12 protein-coding genes are annotated in these 14377 nt (G+C 36.4%); 7 read left to right on the plus strand and 5 right to left on the minus strand.

Translation table 11 applies throughout. From position 1 onward, the window contains the following. Positions 1-390: 390 nt before the first annotated feature. Positions 391-1830 carry a GGDEF domain-containing protein gene (locus ACQKIH_RS20435; protein WP_427768521.1) on the plus strand — a complete coding sequence of 480 codons (1440 nt, stop codon included), beginning with the start codon at positions 391-393 and terminating at the stop codon, positions 1828-1830. A 68-nt stretch (positions 1831-1898) separates the two neighbouring features. On the opposite strand, the gene ACQKIH_RS20440 is transcribed toward ACQKIH_RS20435, so the two are convergent. After that, on the minus strand, positions 1899-2882 hold the full coding sequence (locus ACQKIH_RS20440) for a DUF4179 domain-containing protein (protein ID WP_427768522.1): 984 nt from the start codon (positions 2880-2882) through the stop codon (positions 1899-1901). Between the two features lie 2 nt (positions 2883-2884). Beyond that, entirely contained in the window at positions 2885-3394 is a 510-nt protein-coding gene (locus tag ACQKIH_RS20445) for a sigma-70 family RNA polymerase sigma factor (protein ID WP_427768524.1), read from the minus strand. A gap of 408 nt (positions 3395-3802) precedes the next feature. On the opposite strand from ACQKIH_RS20445, the gene ACQKIH_RS20450 reads away from it, so the two are divergent. From ACQKIH_RS20450 to ACQKIH_RS20470, 5 genes are all read left to right on the plus strand, one after another. After that, positions 3803-4324 (plus strand): YwhD family protein, encoded by a 522-nt coding sequence (locus ACQKIH_RS20450; protein WP_427768527.1) that lies wholly within the window; start codon positions 3803-3805, stop codon positions 4322-4324. Continuing rightward, positions 4324-4560, plus strand: coding sequence for a ferredoxin family protein (locus ACQKIH_RS20455; protein ID WP_427768528.1), 237 nt, complete (start codon positions 4324-4326; stop codon positions 4558-4560). The genes ACQKIH_RS20450 and ACQKIH_RS20455 overlap by 1 nt, the downstream gene beginning before the upstream one ends. A 375-nt stretch (positions 4561-4935) precedes the next feature. Next, complete coding sequence (locus ACQKIH_RS20460; RefSeq protein ID WP_057982827.1) at positions 4936-6630, plus strand: methyl-accepting chemotaxis protein; 1695 nt, start codon at positions 4936-4938, stop codon at positions 6628-6630. Between the two features lie 356 nt (positions 6631-6986). Further along, positions 6987-8681 (plus strand): methyl-accepting chemotaxis protein, encoded by a 1695-nt coding sequence (locus ACQKIH_RS20465; RefSeq protein WP_427768529.1) that lies wholly within the window; start codon positions 6987-6989, stop codon positions 8679-8681. Positions 8682-9163: 482 nt separating this feature from the next. Further along, a complete protein-coding gene (locus ACQKIH_RS20470) occupies positions 9164-9691 on the plus strand; it encodes a class I SAM-dependent methyltransferase (protein ID WP_057982829.1) in 528 nt (175 codons plus the stop codon). Between the two features lie 126 nt (positions 9692-9817). Here the strand turns inward: ACQKIH_RS20470 and ACQKIH_RS20475 are convergent, their stop codons facing one another. From ACQKIH_RS20475 to ACQKIH_RS20485, 3 genes are all read right to left on the minus strand, one after another. Beyond that, positions 9818-10450, minus strand: a complete 633-nt coding sequence (locus tag ACQKIH_RS20475; RefSeq protein ID WP_057982831.1) for a LysE family transporter — start codon at positions 10448-10450, stop codon at positions 9818-9820. Beyond that, positions 10450-11277, minus strand: a complete 828-nt coding sequence (locus ACQKIH_RS20480; protein WP_427768531.1) for an AraC family ligand binding domain-containing protein — start codon at positions 11275-11277, stop codon at positions 10450-10452. The genes ACQKIH_RS20475 and ACQKIH_RS20480 overlap by 1 nt, the downstream gene beginning before the upstream one ends. A 190-nt stretch (positions 11278-11467) precedes the next feature. Further along, on the minus strand, positions 11468-13081 hold the full coding sequence (locus ACQKIH_RS20485; RefSeq protein ID WP_427768533.1) for a glycosyl hydrolase family 18 protein: 1614 nt from the start codon (positions 13079-13081) through the stop codon (positions 11468-11470). A 427-nt stretch (positions 13082-13508) separates the two neighbouring features. Between ACQKIH_RS20485 and efeO the strand changes: the two genes are divergently transcribed. Beyond that, positions 13509-14372, plus strand: coding sequence for an iron uptake system protein EfeO (gene efeO / locus ACQKIH_RS20490; protein ID WP_427768535.1), 864 nt, complete (start codon positions 13509-13511; stop codon positions 14370-14372). The last annotated feature ends 5 nt before the right edge of the window (positions 14373-14377 follow it).

Raw genomic sequence — 14377 nt, forward strand, 5'->3', positions numbered from 1 at the left:
CGCGTGCTTTTTAAGGGGTGATATTATACCAAAAAAGCAATTTTAAAATGGACCACAAATAGCCACTATTTTTCACTAAATGAGCGTAAGAACCTATCAATTTTGACGATAGAGCTTTTGGACGCTAGAAAAAAATTATAATTCGAAATTCGCTAGTGAAAATGAAATAGGGCATTACGATTTGGACTCGCTTCGAATACATGTAACTATATTTGGATGAATTAGGATTCTATTTTAATTACCAGAAATATTGTCGGTATTTATGGGGCGGACGGATAGAACAGCCATATTTTTCTTATAAAAAATGTTATAATTATCTGAGATTTTAATAGTACGAGAGAATTGATTTTAGTTATATGACAATAAACAACTATATAAGCAGGTGACGAAATGAGTATGCAGGAATTTAATCAAGCATTTAAAAAAATACAGCAAGCCTTTGATGAAGCTCGATTTGCGGACTTATTAGAGCATGTAGATCACGCAATTGAACTTGGTAAATTAAGCAATGAGCGCTATGCGGTTGCGAAATTATTTAATTTAAAAGTAGATAGTTATATGTACATTGATCTTCCAGCGCGTGCACATGAGACGTTGACGGAGTTTCATCTATTTATTGAGCAATATGAAACAGTGGAGGGGGCAATTTGGTTCCATTTATGTGCAGCAAATTTATGGGCGGGTGGTTCTTCAGCGGTAGATGGCATCGTCTCTCGCCATGTTGAAAAGGCGTTAGCATATGGTACGCAAACAACAGATCCTAATTTAAAGCGTCGTGTTTATGGAACGATGTCAACGTATTTGATGAATATAAGGGAATATGAGCGTGCTTGTGATTATTTGGAATTAGCGTTTTTCTATGCACAGCTTGTAGTAGAGCAGGAACCTGAGAAAGAATCGCTTATTTATAGTACAGTAATTGATTTAATTTATTTAAATACGATGCTAAAACGCTATGATATTGCGAAAAGTGTGAATGCATTTGTTTATGAAAAAATTGAGTTATTAAATGGTTATCAAGAAGGGATAATCATTCAAAATTATGGTTATTTATTAATGCAACAAGGACAGTACGACAAGGCAATCGAGGAGTTTCAAAAACTTGCGGCGTATACGGATGATTTTAAGGATACGTCATTAAAGGCAATTGCTTTCCAATATATGTGTGAATGTATGGAAAACATCGATCATCCGGATTTAGTTCAAATGCTGAAAATGCAGGTGAAAGTATTAAATGATTTATTGGATGAGCGTGAAACAGAGTATGCAATCGAAGCAGAGACGAAAATTCAACAAAATCATTTTTTAAGGAAAGCGTCTATTGATGCATTGACGGACGTTTATAACCGAACTTATTTCGATACGGAAGCACAAAAGCTGTTATCGCAGCTTGATGGCTCGACCTATGCGCTACTTGCTATGATAGATTTAGATTTTTTCAAGCAAATTAACGATCAATACGGTCATTTAGTTGGGGATGAGGCTCTGGCTACGGTTGGATCAGGATTAAAAACATTTGCCCTTCAACAACAGGCGCTTGTCGCACGTTATGGTGGCGATGAATTTTTACTTATTTGTACGAATGCGGATCGAAAACGGCTTGAGCGTTTAGCACAAGCAATTCATAGTGGCTTAAGTGCTCTAACAGTGGAAGCGGACGAACAGCTGCTGAGCTTAAGCTTTAGTATCGGCGTGACGATTGTGAAGGAGCCGGCTCATTTAAACGATGTGCTTAAACAGGCTGATGAAGCGCTTTATTATATAAAGAACAGCGGACGCGGACATTATGCATTTTACGATCAATTGCTGGAGAAAACGTATTTAAAGTAAATGCTTACAATATAAATTTAAAGAAGACCTGTATTCAGTTATCATACTGAATACAGGTCTTCTTTAAATTATTGTTGCATATCCGTTATAAAAATGCGTTCGCTAATAATTTGATCATAATCATACAGTTCAAGATAAATAGACTGATTGACGAAGGATGTGCCAGAGAAAGTCATTACGCCTGTGCCATCATCTTCCGTTGTTTTTGATTGCCACGTGTAAACAGTACCTTCTTCATTTACTAACGCAATTCTTGAATCTTCATCTAGCGTAGAAGCACTAAAATAAACAGTAGTAGAAATAGGCGTTGTAAGGATGCGGTCAATAATGATACTTTGTCCGTCTGGTAATTCCACATATTGACCAAGCTCTTTTATAATTGTTTGCTGCTGAACGGCTAATTGAGAGGCAGTAACTTCAAAATTCCAAGGCTCAGCAACACTTTCACCAAAAGGGGGTTCTCCGCTTGGTGTAAATATTCGGTCGTAGGAAAGCTGGATTGCCATAATTTCACCCTCTATTGGATTAGCAAGTTTTACTTCATTATATACGAGATACATACCATTGTTTTGTTCAATGGACTGTGCGTCACCTCCCTTTACCTCAACCGTTTGCCCATTAATTGCAATAGTAGGCGTTAATTGATGACGATATGAAAAAGTAGAGCCCTTCGCAAGTTCTAGTGTAGAGCTAATTAAAATTTTATCATAATCCACAATAATTTCATTTAATGTTAAATCCCCAAATTCGGTTGACATTGTTTGCCCAATTGGATTTTTATACGGTGCCCAGTCCACTTCATTCGGGTGATTCCAACTTTCTAAAAGCCCGGCAATCAATGGCATATTGGCAATAGATTGGTGATTAAACGCAATTAAGGTAATCGCTAAAATAGCTGCCGCGGTTACCGAACGTCCGATGTTCCGACGCTTTTTTGGCAGTTGCTTTAAGACGCGGTTTCGAATTGTTTGAAGCTCATTTTTTGTTAATGGCATATCTTTGCATTCAGTTAAATCCACTTCAATCTCATTAAAATCTTTATAAATGCTCATCGTTACACCTCATCCTTTAAAAATAGTGTGCGTAATTTTTTCCGACTGCGTGATAATTTATTATGCACCCAAGATTCTTTTGCCTCATATTGTGAAGCGATTATTTTTGTTTTAGCCCCTTCAAAATAGTATTGTTTGAAGATATGCTGTTCTTGCAAAGGGAGTTGATCGAGTAGGGCTGCCCAGTCTAGTGTTGGCGTCGCTTCTTCTGCAAGCTGTTCTGGTAATTCAACCGTGGAATGCTGGCGCTGCAATTTCCGGAGTGCATCAATGGCTTTAAATTTCGCAATGACCGCAATCCAGTTTTTAAATGTATTTTTGGTGTCGTCAAAATCATCAATATGATACCAAATTGATACAACGATATCCGCCATACACTCCTCAATTTCTTGTGGCCTGCCTGCAATATATTTACAAACAATCGACCTGAGTAATCCACCATACTGTTCGAGTAGCATCGTCACGCCGTATTCTCGTTGCTGTTGAATTGCTCGAATTATTTTTTCATCCATAGCGCACCTCGTGTTTTGTTCTAAACGTTTTTCGCGAAATATCCGTTCACTGTTCTATTCGTTCTATTTGTTAAAACCTATCATAACGTGTAATAAAAAATTTAAGAAATAAATAAAGGGGAATTTAGAAAGGCTAAATTAATAAAATCAAGACTTAGAATATTGACTAAACTTTACGAAATTAGCTCCTAATTCAGACCTACGTACGATGGTAGGAAGTGAAATTACCTTGTATATTAAAAATTATACGCTTTCCTTAAAAGGCACAAGTGGAAATCCTGTATATCTACTAAGTGCATGATAGTGAAAAGTCAAATATAGCAATAACGTTATTAACTAATAATTATGGGCTAATTATTTTGTTTCATATTAATCAAAATAGCCAAATAGATACGGAGGTAATTTCAGATGAGTGAAAAAATGAATTTTACGATTATAAGCAGCGATTCTACCGATGGAGATGGCGGTTACGGAGTAGGTTCGATTGACCTAAATAATGTCACACCGGTTATTATTGATTGTGAAAATGAACATGTATTTATCGATGTAGAAGCTTTACATGGACGAAGTAAAATCGAAAAGAAAGTTCGTTTTGCTCCTGATTTAGCTCATGCAAGTAACGATTATTACCGCTATTGGATCGTTTGGGTAGCGACTCAAATTGGTCAAAATGGTCCTTATTATGCAGGGGGTACGGCAAGTGAGGTACGTGTATCAAAAGAAGAACGTCGCATTAAAGTCGGCTATAAATCCTTGCCGGAACAAGTAAATTATTTGGATAAGGCACTTAAAAGGAAGTTTATATTGGATCATATCGATGTGAACTCGAAAAAATTGCTTCACCAGTTTTTATCTAATTTTAACAAAGAGTATTGGGAACATTCACCTGAAGAATTAAAACAGCAACTAACGATTACGGAGGAGTTATAATGGCTTATATAATTACAGATTTATGTAGAGATGAGAAGGCAGCAATCTGTTTAGATGTCTGCCCAGTAGATTGCATCGATTTAACGAATACACAATATGTCATCAATCCAAGCTTATGCATTGACTGTGGTGCTTGCGAATTGGTTTGTCCAGTAGAGGCAATTTTCCATGAGGAAGATTTACCAGCTGAGCATGAGTCAGCTATCTTAATCGCAAGCAATCATTATCGAAGCTAAAAAAGCGAATGCAAATTCACTACATTGTTATGAAGATAGTTAGTGCCCCCTTCATCTGAACCTCATTTATTGCAGGTGACGGCTAGAGGGGGATTTTTTGTGGGTAATTGATTACTAAATCAGAATGCTATTCACAGAGGAAATTATTACGCTGAACTTGACGGATAAGTCTAAATACTCTTCAATTATTTACTAAAGTCAAGATTTAAATGCTTATAGGTATAAGGTGTTATATAGAAACTTCTTTTTTCTGTGGGTTTTAATGCCGGAAATACGCAATTAGAGCGATAGGCAACGCATGGGAGTATATGCTATATTTGTATAAAATACTTACAAATCATATGGGTGTGTGGGAGAGAAAAGGGGTACATATTTATGAATAAACTCTTCAATTTCAAAACGATTCGGGCTAAGATATTAAGTGCCTTTTTTGTAATTGTCATTTTTATTTTCGGTTTTAGTACTTATAGTTATTTTTCAAATCAGCGCGTTATTACTGCGGCAGAAAATATTGTAGAAAAGGAATTACAAATACTAATAGCAAGTGAAAAGTTAGCGTCGTCTATTAGTAATCGAACATCGGCTGCGAAAAGCTATGTATTAACAGGAAACGTAGCTTATAAAGAAGCATTTCAACAATATATTGAAATTGCAGAAGCAAATAGTGCTATATTAAGTGAGTTAGGGACAGATGAAAATTTAGAAAGTCTCGTTGCAATGGCTAGACAATGGCGAGAAGATATACAGACGAAAGTATTTGGTGAATATGATAAAGGCAACAAGGAAATTGCCAGTCAATATTTAAGGGGTACAGATGTTGTAGCGGGAGAAATAATAAAGGGTTATGAGGAAATGGCAGCTAAACAAGAACAAGCGATTAATCAACTAGGCAATGAAATGATTGCACAATCGAAAGTGACAATGTATTTAGGAGCAGCCATAGGTTCGATCATCACAATACTTGCAATTATTATAGCCTTTGTAACAGCACGTATCATTACAAATCCGATTAAAGAAGTTGTGCAAAAAATTACAGCGATGGCAGACGGGGACATGAGTCAGCCTCCACTAGTACAAAAAACAAGGGATGAAATTGGGTTGCTTGTGCAATCAGCGAATAGTATGAATATAAAGCTACATGGTGTGTTAAGCTCGATTCATGATGTTTCTGGAAATGTAGCAGCAAGTAGTGAAGAGCTCGCACAATCAGCTCTTGAGGTGAAAGTCGGTGCGGAACAAATTGCGATGACGATGACGGATTTAGCAGAAGGTTCTGAAACGCAGGCAAGTAGCGCTGGTGATTTAGCACAAATGATGGAAACCTTTAAAATGAATGTTCAGCAAGCAACGGATGAAGGTACAAAAATGGCGCATCATTCAGAAGAAGTTTTACATTTAACAGAAACAGGGCAAGGATTGATGGATGCATCGACGCAGCAAATGGTTACAATTGACCGAATTGTACAAAAAGCAGTGGTCAAGGTTGAAGGGTTAAATAGTCAATCGCAAGAAATTTCAAAATTGGTTGTTGTCATTGATGGCATTGCCAACCAAACGAATTTACTCGCACTAAATGCAGCAATTGAAGCAGCACGAGCGGGCGAACAAGGAAAAGGTTTTGCGGTTGTAGCGGATGAAGTACGTAAACTGGCCGAGCAAGTTTCTCTTTCTGTAACGGATATTTCTTCAATTGTAACACGCATTCAAAGCGAAACAATGAATGTCACAACGTCACTACAAACCGGTTATGATGAAGTGAAAAAAGGGACAGCGCAAATTACAGATACAGGCGAAACCTTTGATAATATTGCAAAAGCTGTGAATTATATGTCAACGAATATTCAAGGCATCACGGAAAATTTACAAGGTATTGCTACGACAACGGATCAAATTAATCGTTCAATCGATGGAATTGCAGCAATCACGCAGGAATCTGCGGCTGGTATTGAACAAACGACTGCAACTGTTGAAGAAACAGCGGGAACGATGGAAGAAATCGCGAACAGCACAGAGCAATTAGCGACAGTAGCAGAAAATTTAAATACGCAGGTACAGCAATTTAAGCTGTAAAAATAGAGGAGTCTTCATAGGTATGTGCATGTGCACACTATGGAGGCTTTTTCAATTTTGTAAGACAAGAGAATAAACGCTGTTCTACAATTTAAACAAGTTGGGTAAATAATTCCTAATGTTTACAAAATGTGCCACTATAATGTAGTAAAGACACTAAATAACGATGAAATTTTGCTGGAATAGTATAAAATACTCTCGTTATAGATAGGAAAGTCACGAATTGGTTGTTAGTACTGATGAATATTGCTTAATTGTTTTATAATTTTTAATAGGCGATATTAAGGAGTTATGCTATATTTGAATACGGTCAATATGATGTTATAGGTATATGGAAAAGAGAGGAATACATAATTATGATGAAAAAATTTCACTTCAAATCAATTCGTGCAAGGCTATTAACTGCATTTGTATTTCTCACTGTTTATTTTGCTGGCTTTAGTATTTACAATTACATTGCAAATGAGCGCGTAATATCTTCAGGAGAAAATATTGTACAAAGAGAATTACAACTTTTAACAGCTAGTGAAAAATTGGCATCATCCGTTAGTGTTCGAACATCAGCTACGAAAAGCTATGTGCTGACAGGAAATAATGCCTACAAAGAGTCATTTCAACAAAGTATAGAAATTGCTGAAGCCAATATAGCTATTTTGAACGAGTTTGGTACAGATGAAAAACTGACAGGACTTGTTGAAAAGGCAAGAGAATGGCGAGAAAATGTACAAATGCAAGTATTTGATGAATATGATAAAGGCAATAAAGAGCTTGCCATTGAAAACTTGAAATCGTCGGATTTAATGGCAGGGGAAGTAATGCAGGGATACGAAGAAATCGCACTTGCTCAAGAAGAGTCGATTAATAAGTTGGGTAATGAAATGATAGCGCAATCGAAGCTGACGATGAAAATAGGGGTAATTGTTAGTGTGATTACAATCATTCTTTCAATGGTAACAGCCTTTATTGTGGCGCGTATTATTGCGGATCCGATTAAGTTGGTTGTACAAAAATTGGCGGCTATGGCAGATGGCGATTTGAATCAACCCCCATTAATACAAAAATCGCAGGATGAAGTTGGAATACTTATGAAGTCGGCGAACACTTTGAATGCTAAGCTACATAGCGTATTGAGCTCGATTCATGAAGTTTCTGGTAATGTTGCGGCAAGTAGTGAGGAGCTCGCACAATCCGCTCTTGGCGTGAAGGATGGTTCGGGACAAATCGCCATGACGATGACGGACTTAGCTGAAGGCTCGGAATCTCAAGCAAGTAGTGCAAGTGATTTAGCACATATGATGGAAACTTTCAAAGAGAATATTCAACAAGCGACGGATGAAGGAACAACAATGGTTCAGCATTCACAAGAAGTGTTACAATTAACGGAAACGGGTCAAGGGCTAATGAATGCATCCACGCAGCAAATGATTACAATTGATCGAATTGTACAAGAAGCTGTGTCTAAAGTTGAAGGATTAAATAGTCAATCCCAAGAAATTTCAAAATTAGTCGTTGTCATTGATGGTATTGCCAACCAAACGAACTTACTCGCACTAAATGCAGCAATTGAAGCGGCAAGAGCGGGTGAACAAGGAAAAGGTTTCGCAGTTGTAGCAGATGAAGTACGAAAGCTAGCCGAGCAAGTTTCTCTATCGGTTACAGATATTTCATCCATCGTAACACGTATTCAAAGCGAAACAACGAATGTCACAACGTCACTGCAAACAGGTTATGACGAAGTGAAAAAGGGAACAGCACAAATCACGGATACAGGAGAAACGTTTGATAATATCGCGGATTCTGTGACTCGTATGTCGATGAATATTCAAGGTGTCACTGAAAATCTGCAAGGTATTGCCACGACAACGGAGCATATTACTCGATCAATTGACGAAATTGCAGCCATCACGCAGGAATCTGCAGCCGGTGTCGAACAAACGACTGCAACGATTGAAGAAACAGTCGGAACAATGGAAGAAATCGCTAAGAGTTCAGAGCAATTAGCTACTGTGGCTGAAGATTTAAATAGCCAAATACAACAATTTAAGCTTTAGAAATAGGGAAGTCTTCATAGGTGTGCATTTGCACGCTATGGGGACTTTTTTCTCTTTTAGATAGGTATGGAGCATGTCTTATGGTTAAAATAATCTAAGTCTATTATTATGACATACCAACCGATTGTTCATAATAATAGAAGAACGGTACTGTGTGCACAGTAATATTGGTTGAAACTCCGCATCTGTTTTGGTTATTGTTAGTTTGTTGTCACGTAGTAATTTCACAAATGGTGTAACACTTTTTAGTTCGTTGACATATTATACAGAATGACTAAAAGTAGAGCTTCGAAGTGGTCATAATATAAGACTTTAACTATTAGTTTTTATGATTGAGCGACATGTGAATAATACATTTGCTTGATGTTTAGATCTGAATTTTTTTGATGGAATCGTATTTATTAATACAAATTCAACGGATGGAACTAAAGTAATAATAATTCATTGGACTAAACAATAAATAGTGTGAAGGGTTGAGTAATGTGGTAGTAAACTGGCATGAAGAATTTATATTTAACTTGGCAAGTCTTGTCCGTCCAAAGGTATATGTGGAGTTAGGAATACAGCATTGTAAGCTTTTTAATCAAATAATCCCAGTGGCTGAACGCTTGATAGGAGTAGATATTACCCCTAGTGCAGGCAATTATATGACAAAATCAGAGAATGTCCAATTTTTTAATGGTACCACACAGGAATTTGCTAAAGAATTAAAGATTCACCCTCTACAAATTGATATGTTATTCATCGATGCAGATCATTCTAAAGAGGCAGTATTGCAAGATTTTAAGGAGTTTTTCCCATTCGTTTCCTCACATGGCATAATTTTATTGCATGATACGCATCCTGAAAATGAGAGTATGATGCACCCATCTTTGTGTGAGACTGCCTACCAAGCAGTTGAAGAATTATCAAAGGAAACAGAATTATATGAAATGATGACGATCCCAATTTCGCCAGGATTAACGATTTGTAGAAAACGCCAGGCACAATTATCGTGGCATGAAAAGTAAATAATCATAGAGTAGGTGTCCATACTGCTTTAGTATCATCAAATGTGGATCAAAGGAATTAATAGGTTTAGCACCATCAGCAAGTGAAGGTGCTAAAAGCAATAACTCTATTTTTCCTCAAACACGCTAAATGGCTGTTTTTACTCCAAATCCTATTAACATTACGCCGGTAGACTTTTGGAAGATTGTTTGGAACTTAGGTTTATTCAGCCACTTCTTCAGATGATCTATTAGATAAACCAACACCATAAACCATCCTACTGCAATTAAAGTGAGGATAATGCCTAACACAATCAATTGTTGGTTTGTATTTTCATTTAGATTAATGAATTGGGGCATAAATGTGATGTAAACTAAAATTGTCTTAGGGTTAAGAATGTTACTTATGGCTCCTTGGAAGTATGATTCTGTATTATGATGATGCGCACGGACGTCGGTGGAAGGCTGGCTTTCTTCATGAACTGCTTCCAATGAAAGAGTACTCTTCGCGAAAAATGCCCTTACACCCAAGTACAGCAAATAGGCAGCTCCCATATACTTGATCGTATTAAAAAGAAATAGGGATTGGGCGATAATAACTGATAAACCAAAGATGGCAATAATAGTCCAAAAAGTAAGTCCTGTCGCCATGCCAAGTATCGTGAAACGTCCAGCTTTTGCTCCGTGGCTAAGCGTATTTTTCATAATAAGTACCGTATCTGTACCAGGCAACATAGACATCATAAGGGCCATTAACATATATGCTAGTAGGTTATCCATCAGTTTGCTCCTTCATTTTCAAAAATTTTCATATACTGTTTTGGTGTTAACCCAACCTGTCTTTTAAAGAATTTAGTCAAGTGACTTTGATCACTAAAGCCAGTTAAAAAAGTTACTTCAATAGGTTTTATACCTTGTTCCAATAGCTTTTTTGCATGATTTATTCGAATGGTTTCCAAGTAGCTATTAGGCGAGATGCCCATTTTCTTTGTAAAGGTTCTTAGTAGGTGGTATTTGCTCCAACCTGTTAAGTTACTTAAATCATTTAGCGTAATTGTCTTTGTATAGTTCGCTTCTATATAAGTACATACAGCTTTGATTTCATGAGTACTTTCAGAAGCCGGTGGGAGAGTTGCTAGGTCAGAGTAGTTCTGAATAAGCTCTACTAATAAGTACAAAAAGAGTTCTTCCTTCTTCAGCTCACTCTCATCCTGCGAAATTTTCAAATGTAACTCTCTTAAATTATCTACAAGCTCGCTATGATATAAAACATTTTGGTTGAAATTTGGTAGGCATTCGTTTCCACTGATTTCTAAAACCATCTTTTTCATGATCTCAGGTGTTACATTGATGCAACGATAATCGAGTGTTTTGCCATCTATTTGCTCACAACTGTGTGTATCATAAGGGTTAAATAACAGTAAATCTCCAGGATTAATAATGTATTCTTCCCCTTTACAAACTAATGATCGTTGACCTTCTTCAATAAATCCAATCACATAATATTCATGGAAATGGGAAGGAAACTTTTGCATGATTCCTTTAAATCGATAAGCTTCGATATTTAAATCAGAATCAAGATAAACCGTTCGAATTTCATTTAACATTTGGATCCCCCCTCGTAATGCCAACTTTAGAATATCATTTATGATAAAGCATTTCTTGTACGATATTGCGCATTAATTATTTGGAAATGGAAAGTTATATACTAATTATAATGGAGATAAAATGATTAAGTTAGTAAAAAAACAGGGCTGGTTCTACATATTCCGTAGAACCAGCCCTGTTTTCATTTTATTAATTCCTTACTTGATACTTTTCTAAATCTTCGCTCGCACGATTCACCATTGCAGCGATTTGTGCTCGTAGTACATAATCATCAGGAGCGAATTTACCTTTTTCTTTTCCGGTAATAATCCCACGACTGCTTAGTTTTACAATATCTGCATACGCCCAATGTCCTATTGGTACATCATAAAAAGGGGATTTTATCGTATTATTGGTTGGATAATCCACCACTCTCGATAAAATAGCAGCTAATTGCGCCCTTGTAATCCGAGCATTTGGTTCAAAAATCTGTGTATCTGTTCCATTGACAATATTATATTTATTTGCGAGTTCAATAGACTGCTTTGCCCAATGGTTGGTAGGAACATCGGCAAAATAATTCGGAACCGATTCATTTTTTGCGTCTAAACCGAGTGCCTTAATTAGGATCGTCACGGCTTCAGCTCTTGTTAAATGCCCATTTGGGTCAAAATTATATTCGTTTTTACCACTAATCCAGCCTTTATTGAAAAGGGAGAGGATATCTTTTTCAGCCCAATGGTTCTCTGAATCGATAAAATGATGTTTCCCATTTGCCCAAGCTGAATAGAACTTCCAAATGCCGCTATTTGCTTGATTTAAATCCCAGCTACCAGAGCCTCTTAAATTGTATTTTTCTACTAATCTTAATTTATATTTTAACGATAAATTATTATCATACCAAATTGTGTAATTCCCAGGTGCTAGTTTTTTTCCATTGATCATAGTAGGGGAATCACTATTTTTCACTGTGAATTTGGCATAGGCTGATTTTGAGTTCGGATCAAAATAAAATTTCCCATTGTGGTTATTCACAATGCCTGGTATTGCTTTATTCGCCACACCATCTCCACCAATTTTCTCGGCATCATTCCAAATTCGACCGTAAAAAGGGAGACCCATCACGATTTTTTTAGAATCCACACCTTGGTTTAATAAAGATTGAATTGACCTTTCAACAAATGATAAGCTCGCAACAGGACCTACAGGACCACCTTGATAACTTTCATCATAGGACATAACCATTAAATAATCACTGTATTCACTTAATTTTGCATAATCATAAGAACCGTGCCAGCCTGTTGTCCAGTTATTCGGATTGGCAGCAACCGCAATCGATATGATTTTATCTTTCGGCAATTTTGCATGTAATAAGCGAATGAAATCTGTAAAGGCATCTTTATCGGTATAGTTTAAATTTTCAATATCGATATCAATACCATCTAAATTATTTTTAATGATTGAATTTGCAATTTGTGTCGTTAAATTTTCTCTATTTGCCATGGCGATTTGCGCTAAATTGCGATCCCAGTGGTTAGAAATGAAAGGAACGACTTTTAAGCCTCTTTTATGAACTTGCTCAATGAAGCTATGGTCAATGGAAGATTTCAAACTACCATCTGCGTTTAACTCATAAAATCCGGGTGTAACGGTATTGATTGCACCGAGTGTCTTATCGATATTTTTTAAAGAGGTGTTTGAATTTGTGCCATATAAATAAGACATATGGACGTCATCTACTGAGGCAACTGTACTATGTGGAGCGGCGAATAATGTTGCGAACATAATGGGTATAAGGAAATATCTATTTATGTTTTTTTTCATCTATAGTCTTCTTTCTTTATAAGAGTTTTAATCTATCTTATTATCTATTATTCTCATGGATCATTTCAATAATGAAAATATGGATTCGTTGAGTTATTTTGTAAGTATTTGAATATGAAAACACTTTTAAACTATATCCAATTTTACTTTATTAGAAGTAGGGAGATGTTTTTTTGGGAGACAAATAGAGGAAGCTACATCTATATCGGAATTGGCTACGTAAATATCAAATGAGCGATTTGAAAAAAACGTTAATTTCTTTGGTTACGAATGTTATATTGTGGGACAAACAATATTTCTGCTGTTTGTTAATAACTCCTAACTTAGAAATGACGTCATTCTCTTTAAATAGAAATATATCTTGCTATTATATGTGATAATGATTATCATTATCACATATAAACTAAATTGGAAGTAGGCATTTATCATGAAATATTATTCATTTTTATCAGTTTTAATCGCAGGTGGTATTTTAATGGCAGGTTGTGGTAACGCAGAGAAAGTAAATAAAGACTCAGCGCCAGTAACAGAGCAAGCAAAATTAGAGGAAGTGGATTTAACTGCTGAACTAACAGCGTATAAAGATTTCGCATTAGATCAAATGGATCAGTTCCTTATAGAAACAGAGAACTTTGTTAAACTTTTCAAAGCAGGCGACATTGAAGGAGCAAAAGCAGCATACGCACCAGCACGTATGTATTTCGAACGTTCTGAGCCAATTGCTGAAAGCTTCGGTGATCTTGACCCACGTATTGACGGACGTTTAGCGGATATTCAAGAAGAAGGCAAAGGCGAAGAAGAGTGGACAGGCTACCACAAACTTGAGTATGCACTATGGGAAGAAAACACAACTGCTGGTTACGAAGCGATTGCTGACCAATTATTAGCAGATGCGAAAGAATTACATGCGCTTGTTCAAACGGTAGAAGTTACACCAGATTTGATGATTACAGGTGCAGTCGACTTATTAAATGAAGTATCAACTTCTAAAATCACGGGTGAAGAAGAAATTTACTCACATACTGACCTTTACGATTTCAAAGCAAATATTGAAGGAGCAGAAAAAATCTTTGAAATCCTTCGCTCAAAATTAGATGCAAAAGATAAAGAGTTAGTCACTACATTGGATGAAAAATTTAAAGCAGTGGATGATTTACTTGCACTACATGAAACAGCTAACGGTGGCTACATTTCCTATGAAGAGTTAACAGGTGAAAATACAAAGGCACTTTCAGCAGCAGTCAACCAACTTGGTGAGCCATTAAGTCAAATGGGAATTATTTTGGAGTGATAAAA

This window comes from Solibacillus cecembensis (genome assembly GCF_050272495.1).
In the GTDB taxonomy this organism is placed as follows: Bacteria; Bacillota; Bacilli; order Bacillales_A; family Planococcaceae; genus Solibacillus; species Solibacillus cecembensis.

What these genes read in the sequence shown, in the direction of transcription:
- ACQKIH_RS20450 (WP_427768527.1), top strand. Translation starts at nt 3,803, where the DNA reads ATGAGTGAAAAAATGAATTTTACGATTATAAGCAGCGATTCTACCGAT.
- ACQKIH_RS20435 (WP_427768521.1), top strand. Translation starts at nt 391, where the DNA reads ATGAGTATGCAGGAATTTAATCAAGCATTTAAAAAAATACAGCAAGCC.
- ACQKIH_RS20475 (WP_057982831.1), bottom strand. Translation starts at nt 10,450, where the DNA reads ATGGATAACCTACTAGCATATATGTTAATGGCCCTTATGATGTCTATG.
- efeO (WP_427768535.1), top strand. Translation starts at nt 13,509, where the DNA reads ATGAAATATTATTCATTTTTATCAGTTTTAATCGCAGGTGGTATTTTA.
- ACQKIH_RS20460 (WP_057982827.1), top strand. Translation starts at nt 4,936, where the DNA reads ATGAATAAACTCTTCAATTTCAAAACGATTCGGGCTAAGATATTAAGT.
- ACQKIH_RS20455 (WP_427768528.1), top strand. Translation starts at nt 4,324, where the DNA reads ATGGCTTATATAATTACAGATTTATGTAGAGATGAGAAGGCAGCAATC.
- ACQKIH_RS20485 (WP_427768533.1), bottom strand. Translation starts at nt 13,081, where the DNA reads ATGAAAAAAAACATAAATAGATATTTCCTTATACCCATTATGTTCGCA.
- ACQKIH_RS20480 (WP_427768531.1), bottom strand. Translation starts at nt 11,277, where the DNA reads ATGTTAAATGAAATTCGAACGGTTTATCTTGATTCTGATTTAAATATC.
- ACQKIH_RS20440 (WP_427768522.1), bottom strand. Translation starts at nt 2,882, where the DNA reads ATGAGCATTTATAAAGATTTTAATGAGATTGAAGTGGATTTAACTGAA.
- ACQKIH_RS20465 (WP_427768529.1), top strand. Translation starts at nt 6,987, where the DNA reads ATGATGAAAAAATTTCACTTCAAATCAATTCGTGCAAGGCTATTAACT.
- ACQKIH_RS20445 (WP_427768524.1), bottom strand. Translation starts at nt 3,394, where the DNA reads ATGGATGAAAAAATAATTCGAGCAATTCAACAGCAACGAGAATACGGC.